Annotated in this window: 10 protein-coding genes; 3 read left to right on the top strand and 7 right to left on the bottom strand. The window is 51.7% G+C overall.

Annotated elements, in window-relative coordinates; translation table 11 throughout:
• Positions 1 to 11: 11 nt before the first annotated feature.
• Positions 12 to 1,664, bottom strand: coding sequence for a bifunctional UDP-sugar hydrolase/5'-nucleotidase (ushA, locus tag A1WG_RS06765; protein ID WP_001515906.1), 1,653 nt, complete (start codon positions 1,662 to 1,664; stop codon positions 12 to 14).
• A gap of 220 nt (positions 1,665 to 1,884) precedes the next feature.
• Between ushA and fsr the strand changes: the two genes are divergently transcribed.
• Positions 1,885 to 3,105 (top strand): fosmidomycin MFS transporter, encoded by a 1,221-nt coding sequence (gene fsr, locus A1WG_RS06770; RefSeq protein WP_001251628.1) that lies wholly within the window; start codon positions 1,885 to 1,887, stop codon positions 3,103 to 3,105.
• A 238-nt stretch (positions 3,106 to 3,343) separates the two neighbouring features.
• A complete protein-coding gene (ybaL, locus tag A1WG_RS06775) occupies positions 3,344 to 5,020 on the top strand; it encodes a YbaL family putative K(+) efflux transporter (RefSeq protein ID WP_000546244.1) in 1,677 nt (558 codons plus the stop codon).
• Positions 5,021 to 5,137: 117 nt separating this feature from the next.
• On the opposite strand, the gene gsk is transcribed toward ybaL, so the two are convergent.
• The gene (gene gsk / locus A1WG_RS06780) at positions 5,138 to 6,442 is read right to left on the bottom strand and encodes an inosine/guanosine kinase (protein ID WP_000671588.1); all 1,305 of its coding nucleotides are present in this window, start codon (positions 6,440 to 6,442) and stop codon (positions 5,138 to 5,140) included.
• Positions 6,443 to 6,593: 151 nt separating this feature from the next.
• On the opposite strand from gsk, the gene aes reads away from it, so the two are divergent.
• Positions 6,594 to 7,562 carry an acetyl esterase gene (aes, locus tag A1WG_RS06785; RefSeq protein ID WP_001515904.1) on the top strand — a complete coding sequence of 323 codons (969 nt, stop codon included), beginning with the start codon at positions 6,594 to 6,596 and terminating at the stop codon, positions 7,560 to 7,562.
• Here aes and hemH read toward each other — a convergent pair.
• The 5 genes from hemH to A1WG_RS06810 form a co-directional block, all read right to left on the bottom strand.
• Positions 7,537 to 8,499 (bottom strand): ferrochelatase, encoded by a 963-nt coding sequence (gene hemH / locus A1WG_RS06790; protein ID WP_001250069.1) that lies wholly within the window; start codon positions 8,497 to 8,499, stop codon positions 7,537 to 7,539. The two genes, aes and hemH, sit on opposite strands and share 26 nt — an antisense overlap.
• A 190-nt stretch (positions 8,500 to 8,689) precedes the next feature.
• Entirely contained in the window at positions 8,690 to 9,334 is a 645-nt protein-coding gene (gene adk / locus A1WG_RS06795; protein WP_001313630.1) for an adenylate kinase, read from the bottom strand.
• Positions 9,335 to 9,553: 219 nt separating this feature from the next.
• Complete coding sequence (htpG, locus tag A1WG_RS06800) at positions 9,554 to 11,428, bottom strand: molecular chaperone HtpG (protein ID WP_000678206.1); 1,875 nt, start codon at positions 11,426 to 11,428, stop codon at positions 9,554 to 9,556.
• A gap of 110 nt (positions 11,429 to 11,538) precedes the next feature.
• Positions 11,539 to 12,144 carry a recombination mediator RecR gene (recR, locus tag A1WG_RS06805; RefSeq protein ID WP_001195021.1) on the bottom strand — a complete coding sequence of 202 codons (606 nt, stop codon included), beginning with the start codon at positions 12,142 to 12,144 and terminating at the stop codon, positions 11,539 to 11,541.
• The gene (locus A1WG_RS06810; protein WP_001515903.1) at positions 12,144 to 12,473 is read right to left on the bottom strand and encodes a YbaB/EbfC family nucleoid-associated protein; all 330 of its coding nucleotides are present in this window, start codon (positions 12,471 to 12,473) and stop codon (positions 12,144 to 12,146) included. Before A1WG_RS06810 ends, recR begins: the two co-directional genes overlap by 1 nt.
• Positions 12,474 to 12,500: the final 27 nt, after the last annotated feature.

The following is a 12,500-nucleotide window of genomic DNA, read 5'->3' as shown; positions in this document are numbered from 1 at the left end:
GCACTTTCAGATTACTGCCAGCTTACCTCACCTTTCGGCTCATATGCGCTCGCATCCAGCGGCGAGTTTTTCTGGATATAGCCTTTCAGCACTTCAGCATCAATAAAGCCGGTATTCACATAACCCGGTTTGTTATCAAGGCGCGGATAACCATCACCACCGGTGGCATTGAAGTTTAATGTCGCCATGCGGTAAGTTTTCGCCGGATCGACTGCTTCGCCTTTGATTTTCAGGTCGTTCAGTTTGCCGTCTTTCGCCACAAAGCTGACGTTGGCAAATTGCGGATAGGCACCGGAATCCGGCTTCATTTGCGCGACGGCGGTCAGGTAATCAATCACCTCTTTACCCGTCATATCCACATACACCACCACATTGCCGAACGGCTGCACTTTCAGCACGTTTTTGTAGCTGATATTACCAGCCTCAATGGAGTCGCGAACCCCGCCGCCGCTCATCACCGCGAAGTCAGCGCCTGTGCGATCCATTTGTGCCGCCAGAATTAATCGTCCCATATTGGTCTGCACAAAACGGACTTTGCTGCGGTCACCTTCCAGGCGACCATTGGTTTCGCCAATTTTCACTTCCAGTTGCGCTTTGCCTTTGTTCTGGAACGGCGATAACAGCGAGATCATTTGCTGGTTCTCAGCGATTTCCGGGGTGTAAAGCACACGTTCACTTTTCCCGTCTTCCCAGGTCACTTTCTTCTTCAGATTCACCGGAATCAACTGGTAGTTGACCATTTTCATTTCGCCATTGCGGAACTCAAAATCAGCCCGCCCCACGTATTTCCCCCACTCATGCGCCTGCACAATCCAGATGCCGTTTTGTTGATCCGGTTTACAAGGCGTACCAGGAACATAATCGACCTGTTTTTTATTTTCCGCCGCCATACAGACCGGATCTTGCGAGTGACCACCGACGATCATCGCCAGCGATCCGGCAGGCAGGCTGCGCGCCATCTCTACATCGCCCGGAGCATTTGAACCGTGCTCACCATTGTCGTAATGCCCCATATGCGTGGCGGCGATAATAATGTCCGGCTTCTCTGTCTGTTGCAGTTCCTGAATCACCAGCTTCGCTTCGTCGGCAGGTTTACGAAACTCAATATCAGTGAAATATTCCGGGTTACCAATTTTCGCCGTGTCATCGGTCGTCAGACCAATAACCGCGATTTTCAGATCCTGACGCTTAAACAACGCCCAGGGTTTAAACAGGCGCTCGCCGGTACTTTTTTGATAGATATTGGCGGACAGCAACGGGAACTTAGCCCACTTTTCCTGCTGACGTAATACGGCGAGCGGGTTATCAAATTCATGATTACCGATCGCCATCGCGTCATAACCAACCAGATTCATGCCGCGAAAATCAGGTTCAGCATCCTGTAAGTCGGATTCCGGTACACCGGTGTTAATGTCGCCACCAGAAAGTAACAGCACGCTACCACCTTCAGCAGCGACTTCTTTGCGGATACCATCCACCAGCGTTTTTTGCGCCGCCAGACCATATTCGCCATATTCATTACGCCAGAAATGACCGTGGTGATCGTTGGTATGAAGCACCGTAATTTTGTAGGTTTTATCCTGCTCATAAGCCTGGGCGGTTTCACTCGCCAGTGTAAATGCGGCTAATAATGCTAATGCCACACCCCGCTGCAAAAACTTCATATTTCTCTCTCCCTGACCAGATATCAACGTGTTGAAAATTAGTATGACGCGACATAATAGACAAATCTGTGTGTGGTGATGGTAAATCTACATACAAAAATGGAAATTCTGTATTAAGCATTGAGACTTCCTTAAGACAGCGCATGCAGGTATGTTAGTCAGGTAATAATCACAAATAAGATAATTCTTTACATCGCAACCCTGAAAAAGTGACTTTCCTATGGCAATGAGTGAACAAACCCAGCCTGTGGCGGGCGCGGCTGCGTCAACCACTAAGGCACGCACATCGTTTGGTATTTTAGGCGCAATCAGCCTCTCGCATCTGCTGAACGACATGATCCAATCGCTAATTCTGGCGATTTATCCTCTGCTTCAGTCTGAATTTTCTCTGACATTTATGCAGATTGGCATGATTACCCTGACGTTCCAGCTCGCTTCCTCCCTGCTGCAACCGGTGGTCGGCTACTGGACCGATAAATACCCGATGCCGTGGTCGCTGCCGATTGGCATGTGCTTTACCCTGAGCGGCCTGGTGCTTCTGGCGCTGGCGGACAGTTTTGGTGCGGTTCTGCTGGCGGCGGCGCTTGTCGGTACAGGTTCATCGGTCTTTCACCCGGAATCTTCCCGCGTGGCGCGTATGGCGTCTGGGGGGCGTCATGGCCTGGCACAATCTATCTTCCAGGTAGGCGGTAACTTTGGTAGTTCGTTGGGGCCATTGCTGGCGGCGGTGATCATCGCACCTTACGGCAAAGGCAACGTCGCATGGTTTGTACTGGCAGCACTGCTGGCTATCGTAGTACTGGCGCAAATCAGCCGCTGGTACGCCGCGCAACACCAAATGAGTAAAAGCAAACCGAAAGAAGTGATTGTTAACCCGCTGCCACGCGACAAAGTGGTACTGGCAGTCAGCATCTTGTTAATCCTGATTTTCTCGAAATATTTCTATATGGCGAGCATCAGCAGCTATTACACCTTTTATTTGATGCAAAAGTTCGGTTTATCTATCCAGAATGCCCAACTTCATCTGTTTGCCTTCCTGTTTGCCGTCGCGGCGGGAACCGTCATTGGCGGGCCTGTGGGGGACAGAATTGGTAGAAAATATGTAATTTGGGGTTCTATCCTCGGCGTTGCGCCGTTTACCTTGATTTTACCTTACGCCAGCCTGTACTGGACGGGTATTTTAACGGTGATTATTGGATTTATCCTCGCCTCGGCGTTTTCCGCCATTCTGGTCTACGCCCAGGAGCTACTTCCGGGGCGTATCGGCATGGTTTCTGGACTCTTTTTCGGTTTTGCTTTCGGGATGGGAGGCCTTGGCGCAGCGGTTCTGGGGCTTCTCGCTGACCATACCAGCATCGAGTTAGTTTATAAAATCTGTGCTTTCCTGCCGCTTCTGGGAATGTTGACCATATTCTTACCTGATAATCGGCATAAATCCTGAATTCCCGGCAGCCAAAGGTAAACTTTGGCTGCTTCATTTTGCAGTAGCCATAAGCCTTTCCTCTTCATACACCTCATCACTTTTCCGATCCGTGCTTTTTTTGCGGCTAATTCCATTTTTCTGCAAAATTCAACAATTATTCATAAACATCATCAATGAAATTGTCATAAACTATTACCTGTAATTTTGGTTTTCCCGGCCAAAATATGGACAACTACCACCAGGAAAAGGAGACGGAATGCATCACGCCACCCCGCTTATCACCACAATTGTTGGCGGCCTTGTGCTTGCCTTTATCCTCGGCATGCTGGCCAATAAACTGCGTATTTCTCCTCTGGTGGGATATCTGTTAGCGGGTGTGCTGGCTGGCCCCTTTACCCCAGGTTTTGTTGCTGATACTAAACTGGCACCGGAACTGGCGGAGCTGGGCGTTATTCTGCTGATGTTCGGCGTCGGCCTGCATTTTTCGCTAAAGGATTTAATGGCGGTAAAGTCGATCGCCATTCCCGGCGCGATTGCCCAGATAGCCGTGGCGACGTTGCTGGGCATGGCTCTCTCTGCCGTGATCGGCTGGTCGTTGATGACCGGCATCGTGTTCGGCCTGTGCCTTTCCACCGCCAGTACCGTGGTACTGCTACGCGCGCTTGAAGAACGGCAATTGATAGACAGTCAGCGCGGGCAAATCGCCATTGGCTGGCTGATTGTGGAAGATTTGGTGATGGTTCTTACGCTGGTATTGTTGCCGGCGGTAGCGGGGATGATGGAACAAGGCGATGTTGGCTTTGCCACGCTGGCGGTTGATATGGGGATCACCATCGGCAAGGTGGTCGCATTTATCGCCATTATGATGCTGGTGGGCCGCCGTCTGGTGCCGTGGATTATGGCGCGGAGCGCTGCAACCGGTTCGCGTGAATTGTTTACCTTATCGGTGCTGGCGCTGGCATTAGGCATTGCTTTTGGTGCAGTAGAACTGTTTGACGTCTCCTTCGCGCTGGGCGCATTCTTTGCCGGAATGGTGCTTAACGAATCCGAACTTAGTCACCGCGCGGCGCATGATACGCTGCCGTTGCGCGATGCGTTTGCGGTGCTGTTCTTTGTCTCTGTAGGCATGTTGTTTGATCCACTGATCCTGATTCAGCAACCGCTGGCGGTGCTGGCTACGCTGGCGATTATTCTGTTTGGTAAATCAGTGGCAGCGCTTTTCCTGGTTCGTCTGTTTGGTCACTCCCAGCGTACAGCGTTAACCATTGCCGCCAGCCTGGCGCAGATTGGTGAGTTCGCCTTTATCCTGGCTGGTCTGGGGATGGCGCTGAATCTGCTGCCGCAGGCAGGGCAAAACCTGGTGCTGGCAGGCGCGATCCTGTCGATTATGCTCAACCCGGTGCTGTTCGCGCTGCTGGAGAAATATCTGGCGAAGACCGAAACACTGGAAGAGCAGACGCTGGAAGAGGCTATCGAAGAAGAGAAACAGATCCCGGTGGATATTTGCAACCACGCGATACTGGTGGGCTATGGTCGCGTGGGCAGCCTGCTGGGGGAAAAATTGCTCGCGTCTGATATTCCGTTAGTGGTGATTGAAACATCACGAACCCGTGTTGATGAGTTGCGTGAACGCGGGGTTCGCGCAGTATTAGGCAACGCTGCTAACGAAGAGATAATGCACCTGGCGCATCTGAAATGCGCGAAATGGCTGATTCTGACCATTCCCAACGGTTACGAAGCCGGTGAGATTGTGGCCTCTGCTCGCACCCAAAACCCGGATATTGAGATTATCGCCCGTGCCCATTATGACGATGAGGTGGCGTATATCTCCGAACGTGGAGCAAATCAGGTGGTGATGGGTGAACGCGAAATTGCCCGTACTATGCTGGAACTGCTGGAAGCGCCACCGGCTGGTGAGGTGGTGACGGGGTAATATATTGACATCATTGCCGGATGCGATGCTAACGCATCTTATCCGGCCTACGCGTGCCATCTTCCGTAGGTTGGATAAGGCGTTTACGCCGCATCCGACAGTCATCAGTTCGCTGGTTTAACGATCCCAGTAAGACTCTTCCAGACTGTCTTCACGCTCCGGCAGCCCGCGTGTTAAGCGTGGTGAATGCTGGTTCAAAACCTGATAACTGACGCGGTTAGCGTATTTACACACCTGCGCTAACGACGAATAGGTTAACCAGGTGAATTTATGCTTACTGGAATTTGGCACGTTGGTGCGGTGATAACTATTGGCGGTAATGTCATGCAACAACGCTGCCAGCGCCCCATCCCCGGCTCCGTTGGTGTTCATGATTTTTTCCGGCCCGCCCATATATGGTGCAATGTGCGAATAGACACGCAACGGATTCTGGCAATCTTTGTGCCGCATGGCGCGGCTAAACTCATACTGGTTAAATTCGGGTATGGCCCCCGGCAATAGCGGATGCTGGGTTTTGCGTTTCGCTTCGTCTTCAGTAAAGCCCGCCATATATAAACCAATTGGCCCCGCGGTGCACAGCACCAGATCTACCCAGTCCAGTGCCTTATCAGATGCCAGCAGCGGATCGCTCTCTCCGGTCAACGCTTCCGCTTCCTCTTCGTTCATCGCCAGAATAGAAACGTGTTCTTTGAGGAACGCCTGCCACCACTGTGGGTTCTCCGCAATAACAAATTTGGTTCCCAGCGTCAGCACCACCGGCACGTTGTATTTTTTGGCATATTCAATAGCTTTCATGGTCGCTTCCGGCATCGGTTCACCCGGCTTGCAGCGCACCAGATAGGACGTTAATACCAGCGCCGACGCTCCGGCAATGACATCTTCCGGAATACTTTCCGCACGTAGCTGGTTCATATGACCCGGGCTGATAGCAAAGGTACGTTCGCCAGACTCACCAATCAGCGTAAAGCAACGACCAATCGGGCCGTCCACCCCTTGCAGATAGTTAAGATCGGTTCGACTGGAGGTGTTACACAAGTAACGGTAGGCGTAGCTGCCAATTTCAATATTGCTGCACATTACGCCCAGCAGCACCGAACGGTCATCCGCCAGCACGGAGTAATTGTGCATGGTGTTACCAATGGTGCCACCCGCGAACTGATGGGTTATCAGGTTGTTCTGTTTCAGTTCCTGATAAAGTACTTCGGCAACATCATCTTCAATCACCAGTGAATGCCCGGCACTTAATCCATAACGCTCAATGAACTCATCATCCACTTTCGCTTCAATATCCACCAGCGTCTGGTCGATACCCACCACCCAGGCGGCGCTGGTTTCGTTTTCTGGTTGGATTTGCTGCAACAGCGGATCGCGTGCGTTTACAGGGAAGTAATGTTTGGATTTACGTTTACCGGGAAATTTCATGGTTGTTTTTACGGGTGGTTAACTGAGCGGCGAATGTTAACACAATCATGCCTGAACGCGCGAGACGCAGGCAGTTTCAATATCAGCAGGTGAGATCGCATTTTCATGGCAGTGGTTCCTTACAATGGCGTTATTTGAAAGGAGTTTTTTAATGAAGACGGAAAACAAATTATCCGTGCTGGAACTTATTTCTCCTGAAATGAAGGCCGTTGTTAATACTCTTCAGCCCGATTTACCGCCCTGGCCCGCAGCGGGAACGATTACTGAGCAACGGCAGCATTACACACTTGAGCGTCGATTCTGGAATGCTGACGCTCCAGAAATGGCAACCAGAGCTTACGCAGTCCCTACGCCTTATGGCCAGGTGGAAACACGGCTCTACTCGCCGGACGCAGACAGCACCGCGACGCTGTTTTATCTGCATGGCGGCGGTTTTATTCTCGGCAATCTCGATACCCACGATCGCATTATGCGGCTGCTGGCGAACTACACTCAGTGTACGGTGGTTGGTATCAATTACACCCTTTCACCAGAAGCGCGTTTTCCGCAAGCAATAGAGGAAATCGTGGCGTCCTGTTGTCACTTCCACCGACAGGCAAGCGATTATCAAATCAATATGTCACGCATAGGTTTTGCCGGTGATTCCGCGGGCGCGATGCTGGCGCTCGCCAGTGCTTTATGGCTACGAGATAAGCAGATTGATTGCGGTAAAGTTGTTGGTGTTTTGCTGTGGTATGGGCTTTACGGATTACGAGATTCCGTAACTCGCCGCCTGTTGGGCGGTGACTGGGATGGTTTAACGCAACAGGATTTGCTGATGTATGAAGAGGCCTATTTAGGTAACAAAGCAGACCGCGAGTCGCCATATTACTGCCTGTTTAATAATGATCTCACTCGCGATATGCCGCCCTGCTTTATCGCGGGTGCAGAGTTTGATCCGCTGCTGGATGACAGTCGCCTGCTTTACCAGACGTTAGCGGCACACCAGCAACCTTGTGAGTTCAAACTCTACTCCGGTACGCTGCACGCCTTTTTGCATTATTCACGGATGATGAAAACCGCCGACGATGCTCTACGCGACGACGCTCGATTCTTTAGCAATAGGTTGCAACCAGATTAGCCATCATTTCGATATGTTCCGGTGTAGCATTAAGCGCCGGAATATATTCATATTTTTTACCGCCCGCACCGAGGAAGACTTCACGGTTTTGCTCAGCAATCTCTTCCAGCGTCTCCAGACAATCCGCAGCAAAGCCCGGACACATCACCTGAATATGACCTACACCTTTTTCTCCGAGCATTTTCAGCGTTTCATCGGTATAAGGCATTAGCCAGGGTTCGCGACCAAAGCGTGACTGAAAGGTCATCATCACTTTTTCCGGTGCCATTCCCAGTGCTGAAGCCAGTTCACGGGTCGTTGTCCGGCAACGTTGCGGGTAGTCATCGCCTTCATCCGCATAACGCTGCGGAATGCCGTGATAGGAGAGCAATAGCAGATCCGGCTCGCCATGTTGCGCGAATGATGCACGAACGCTATTCGCTAAAGCATTAATATAATAGGGGTCGTCGGCATAATCGCGAATAAACGAAATGCCCGGAATACTGCGTTTACGCGCCAGAATGCGCGCCAGTTCATCCCATACCGCGCCGACCGTAGAACAGGAGTATTGCGGGTAGAGCGGCAGCACCACGATATGATCGACATGCTCCGCCAGCAGTTCATCCACCGCGCTTTCCAGTGATGGCGAACCATAGCTCATTCCCAGTGCCACCGGTATTTCCGGTAAGCGTTGTGCCAGCGCCTGCTGTTGCTGACGGCTGTAAACCATTAGCGGCGAGCCACCTTCCATCCAGACAGAAGCGTACAGTTTCGCCACGCGCGGCGAACGCAGCGGTAATATCACGCCGCGCAACAATGGCCACCACAACAGCCGTGAGGTATCAACTACGCGTTTGTCGCTTAAAAATTGTTTCAGGTAACGTTTTACCGCTTCAGGAGTGGGGGCATCGGGTGTCCCCAGGTTTGCCAGCAGGATACCGGTTTTTGTCTGACGCATTACCGCCTCTTATCGATTCAACTTGTTGATAATTGTAGCGGAAAAGTGAGGAATAAGAACTAATTGCTGTGAGAGGTATTGCCTGAGGAGGATAAGCAGACCTGCCCGAAAGTAGATCTGCTGACATGTACCATGCCTGATGCGGCGTGAACGCCTTATCAGGCAGAGTGCAAATCAATGGTGACTTAGATTAGCCGAGGATTTTTTCCAGAGCCGCGCGAACTTCAGCAACCGGTTTGGTGCCGTCAACTTTCGCGTATTTGGTGTTGCCCGCTTCTGCTTCTTTGGAGTAGTAGCCGATCAGCGGTGCAGTCATCTGATGGTATTCAACCAGACGTTTACGCACGGTTTCTTCCTGATCGTCTTTACGGGTGGTCAGCTCTTCACCGGTAACGTCGTCTTTGCCTTCTACTTTCGGCGGATTGAATTTAACGTGATAAACACGGCCAGACGGCGCGTGAACGCGGCGACCTACGATACGATCAACGATCAGTTCGTCCGGTACGTCAAATTCCAGAACGTAATCAACATTGATACCCGCTTCTTTCATCGCATCTGCCTGCGGAATGGTACGCGGGAAGCCGTCCAACAGGAAACCGTTACGGCAGTCTTCCTGAGCAATGCGCTCTTTAACCAGCGCGATCACCAGTTCGTCGGTGACCAGTTTGCCAGCGTCCATAATGTCTTTTGCTTGTTTACCCAGCTCGGAGCCAGATTTGACCGCGGCACGCAGCATATCGCCAGTGGAGATTTGCGGAATACCATATTTCTCCATGATGAACTGAGCCTGAGTCCCTTTCCCCGCGCCCGGAGCGCCAAGCAGAATGATACGCATTGCGAAAATCCCCTTAAAATGTGTCGAATTTTTTGAAAAAGCGATAAACGATACCACCAACAGGCGATTGCCTCAAGAAAGGCACCTTGGGCTGAAACGGTTAAGGGGGGGATAATTTAAGGAAAGGTGATAAAAAATGCCGGATGACGTTAAGGTCATCCGGCATCGTATTCAACGTTCAGGCCGGAGAAACGCAATCGCGTTACATCCGGTATTACATCAGGAAACCAGAAGCTGGTTCATACGACGAATAAACAGGTTCGGATCTTCCAGCGTACCGCGTTCTGCCAGCAGCGCCTGATCCAGCAGCAGTTCTACCCATTCGCTGAACTTCGCGTCATCTTCAGTATCTGCCGCACGTTTCACCAGCACGTGATCCGGGTTCAGTTCGAAGATATATTTCACCTCCGGCACTTTCTGACCCGCCGCGGCGAACAGTTTCGCCATCTGGGTGCTCATTTCGTCGGCGTCGGTCGAAACGATCGCTGGCGTATCGGTCAGACGGTGAGTCAGACGCACATCTTTCACACGATCGCCCAGCAGTGCTTTCACACGATCGATAAACGGCGTCAGCGCTTTTTCTGCTTCTTTCGTGCTTTCATCGACTTCGTCAGCCAATTTTTCCAGCGACTCATCAACTTTAGACACAGACTGGAACGGTTTACCGTCGAACTCAGTCAGATAGTTCATCATCCACTCATCGATGCGGTCGGAAAGCAGCAGGACTTCGATGCCTTTCTTACGCAGCAATTCCAGATGCGGGCTGCTTTTCGCTGCCGCATAGCTGTCTGCGGTGATGTAGTAGATTTTCTCCTGCCCTTCTTTCATGCGGGAAACATAGTCTTCCAGAGACACGGTCTGCGCAGAAGAGTCGGTATGGGTAGAAGCAAAACGCAGCAGTTTGGCAATCGCTTCCTGGTTGGCGAAATCTTCTGCCGGACCTTCTTTCAGCACCAGGCCAAACTGCTGCCAGAAGGTCTGGTATTTTTCCGCATCGTCTTTCGCCAGTTTTTCCAGCATTTGCAGAACGCGTTTGGTCAGCGCATTGCGCAGGTTACGCGTTACCGTGCTGTCCTGAAGGATTTCACGGGAAACGTTCAGCGGCAGATCGCTGGAGTCAATCAGACCACGCACGAAGCGCAGATAGTTCGGCATAAACTGTTCTGCGTCGTCCATGATGAACACGCGTTGTACGTACAGTTTCAGGCCATGTTTGTGATCGCGGTTCCACATATCCCACGGTGCCTGCGACGGGATGTACAGCAGGCTGGTGTACTCCTGCTTACCTTCGACGCGGTTGTGGCTCCAGGTCAGCGGATCGTTAAAGTCGTGGGCGATATGTTTGTAGAACTCTTTGTACTCTTCGTCAGTGATTTCCGACTTGTTACGCGTCCACAGCGCCTGCGCTTTGTTGATTTTCTCCCAGGAAATAACGGTTTCGCCGTCTTTCTCTTCGCGTTTTTCGATCTCTACCGGCAGCGCGATATGGTCAGAGTATTTGCTGATAATGGAGCGTACGCGCCAGTCATCAAGGAACTCATCTTCACCTTCACGCAGATGCAGGGTGATTTCAGTACCGCGATCTTCTTTGGTGATGTCGGCAACGGTGTATTCACCTTCGCCCGCAGATTCCCAGAACACGCCGTTTTCTGGTTTTTCGCCTGCCGCACGGGTGCGCACGGTCACTTTATCGGCAACGATAAACGCAGAGTAGAAACCAACACCAAACTGGCCGATCAACTGGCTATCTTTTGCCTGGTCGGAACCCAGCGATTCGAGGAATGATTTGGTGCCGGATTTAGCGATAGTACCCAGATGATCGATCACTTCATCACGGGTCATCCCCACGCCGTTATCAGAGATGGTCAGCGTGCGCTTGTCTTTATCGAAAGAGACACGAACGCGCAGTTCGCCATCACCTTCGTACAGATCCGGATTAGAGAGCGCACGGAAACGCAACTTGTCCGCCGCATCGGAGGCGTTAGAGATAAGCTCACGCAGGAAAATTTCTTTATTGGAATAGAGAGAATGGATCATCAGATGCAGAAGCTGCTTCACTTCTGACTGAAAACCACGAGTTTCTTGTCCTTTCATGTAGGTCTACCTCAATAATGCCATTTTTAAGGTTAAAAACGGGATGAGGGAGAGATGGGGACAAGGGGGAATAATTTCAAGCGAGAGCAGGTGATCCTGCTCTCGTTTGCTTAAAAACGAATCTTATGGCGTCCGGCAAGGGAGTGTGACAGCGTGGTGCCATCAACCATTTCCAGTTCGCCGCCAACCGGTACGCCATGCGCAATTCGACTGGCTTCAACGTCATATTGCGCGCAAAGCTCGGCAATATAGTTAGCAGTAGCTTCACCTTCGACCGTCGGGTTAGTTGCGAGGATCACTTCAGTGATTTTTTCCTCTGCCAGACGCTGTTCCAGGCGATCGAGACCGATATCGTCCGGGCCAATGCCATCCAGCGGTGACAAGTGCCCCATCAACACAAAATAGCGGCCTGAAAACTGCCCGGTCTGCTCAATGGCGTAGATGTCCGCCGGACTCTCCACCACGCAGATTTGGCCATTTTCCTGACGACGCGGATTTGAACAGATGTTACACACGTCCTGTTCGGTAAAGGTGCGACAATCGGCGCAGTGACCGATTTCCGACATCGCCCGGGTGAGCGCCTGCGCCAGACGCATCCCGCCGCTACGATCGCGCTGAAGCAGCGTGAACGCCATACGCTGCGCCGACTTCGGGCCAACGCCCGGCAGACAGCGCAGTGCTTCCATAAGCTGTGTTAACAGCGGGCTGGTTTGCATCAGAACGGCATCTTAAAGCCTGGTGGCAACTGCATTCCGGAGGAAACAGAGGCCATTTTTTCTTTCTGAGTTTCTTCGATGCGACGTGCTGCGTCGTTGAATGCCGCAGCTACCAGATCTTCCAACATCTCTTTGTCATCTTCCAGCAAGCTTGGATCGATCTCAACACGACGGCAGTTGTGCGCGCCGTTGATGGTCACTTTCACCAGACCTGCGCCGGATTCACCGGTCACTTCCAGCTTCGCGATTTCTTCCTGCATCTGCTGCATTTTTTCTTGCATCTGCTGGGCCTGCTTCATCAGGTTGCCCAGACCGCCTTTACCAAACATAGGTTTCTCTCTCAATCACGTTAAGGA

The sequence above is a fragment of the Escherichia sp. KTE96 genome (assembly GCF_000408525.1).
Classification (GTDB): Bacteria; Pseudomonadota; Gammaproteobacteria; order Enterobacterales; family Enterobacteriaceae; genus Escherichia; species Escherichia marmotae.
The sequence above is the reverse complement of the archived record's forward strand: the minus strand, read 5'-3'. Positions and strand labels throughout refer to the sequence as shown.

What these genes read in the sequence shown, in the direction of transcription:
- recR (WP_001195021.1), bottom strand. Translation starts at nt 12,144, where the DNA reads ATGCAAACCAGCCCGCTGTTAACACAGCTTATGGAAGCACTGCGCTGT.
- aes (WP_001515904.1), top strand. Translation starts at nt 6,594, where the DNA reads ATGAAGACGGAAAACAAATTATCCGTGCTGGAACTTATTTCTCCTGAA.
- adk (WP_001313630.1), bottom strand. Translation starts at nt 9,334, where the DNA reads ATGCGTATCATTCTGCTTGGCGCTCCGGGCGCGGGGAAAGGGACTCAG.
- ushA (WP_001515906.1), bottom strand. Translation starts at nt 1,664, where the DNA reads ATGAAGTTTTTGCAGCGGGGTGTGGCATTAGCATTATTAGCCGCATTT.
- A1WG_RS06810 (WP_001515903.1), bottom strand. Translation starts at nt 12,473, where the DNA reads ATGTTTGGTAAAGGCGGTCTGGGCAACCTGATGAAGCAGGCCCAGCAG.
- ybaL (WP_000546244.1), top strand. Translation starts at nt 3,344, where the DNA reads ATGCATCACGCCACCCCGCTTATCACCACAATTGTTGGCGGCCTTGTG.
- gsk (WP_000671588.1), bottom strand. Translation starts at nt 6,442, where the DNA reads ATGAAATTTCCCGGTAAACGTAAATCCAAACATTACTTCCCTGTAAAC.
- htpG (WP_000678206.1), bottom strand. Translation starts at nt 11,428, where the DNA reads ATGAAAGGACAAGAAACTCGTGGTTTTCAGTCAGAAGTGAAGCAGCTT.
- hemH (WP_001250069.1), bottom strand. Translation starts at nt 8,499, where the DNA reads ATGCGTCAGACAAAAACCGGTATCCTGCTGGCAAACCTGGGGACACCC.
- fsr (WP_001251628.1), top strand. Translation starts at nt 1,885, where the DNA reads ATGGCAATGAGTGAACAAACCCAGCCTGTGGCGGGCGCGGCTGCGTCA.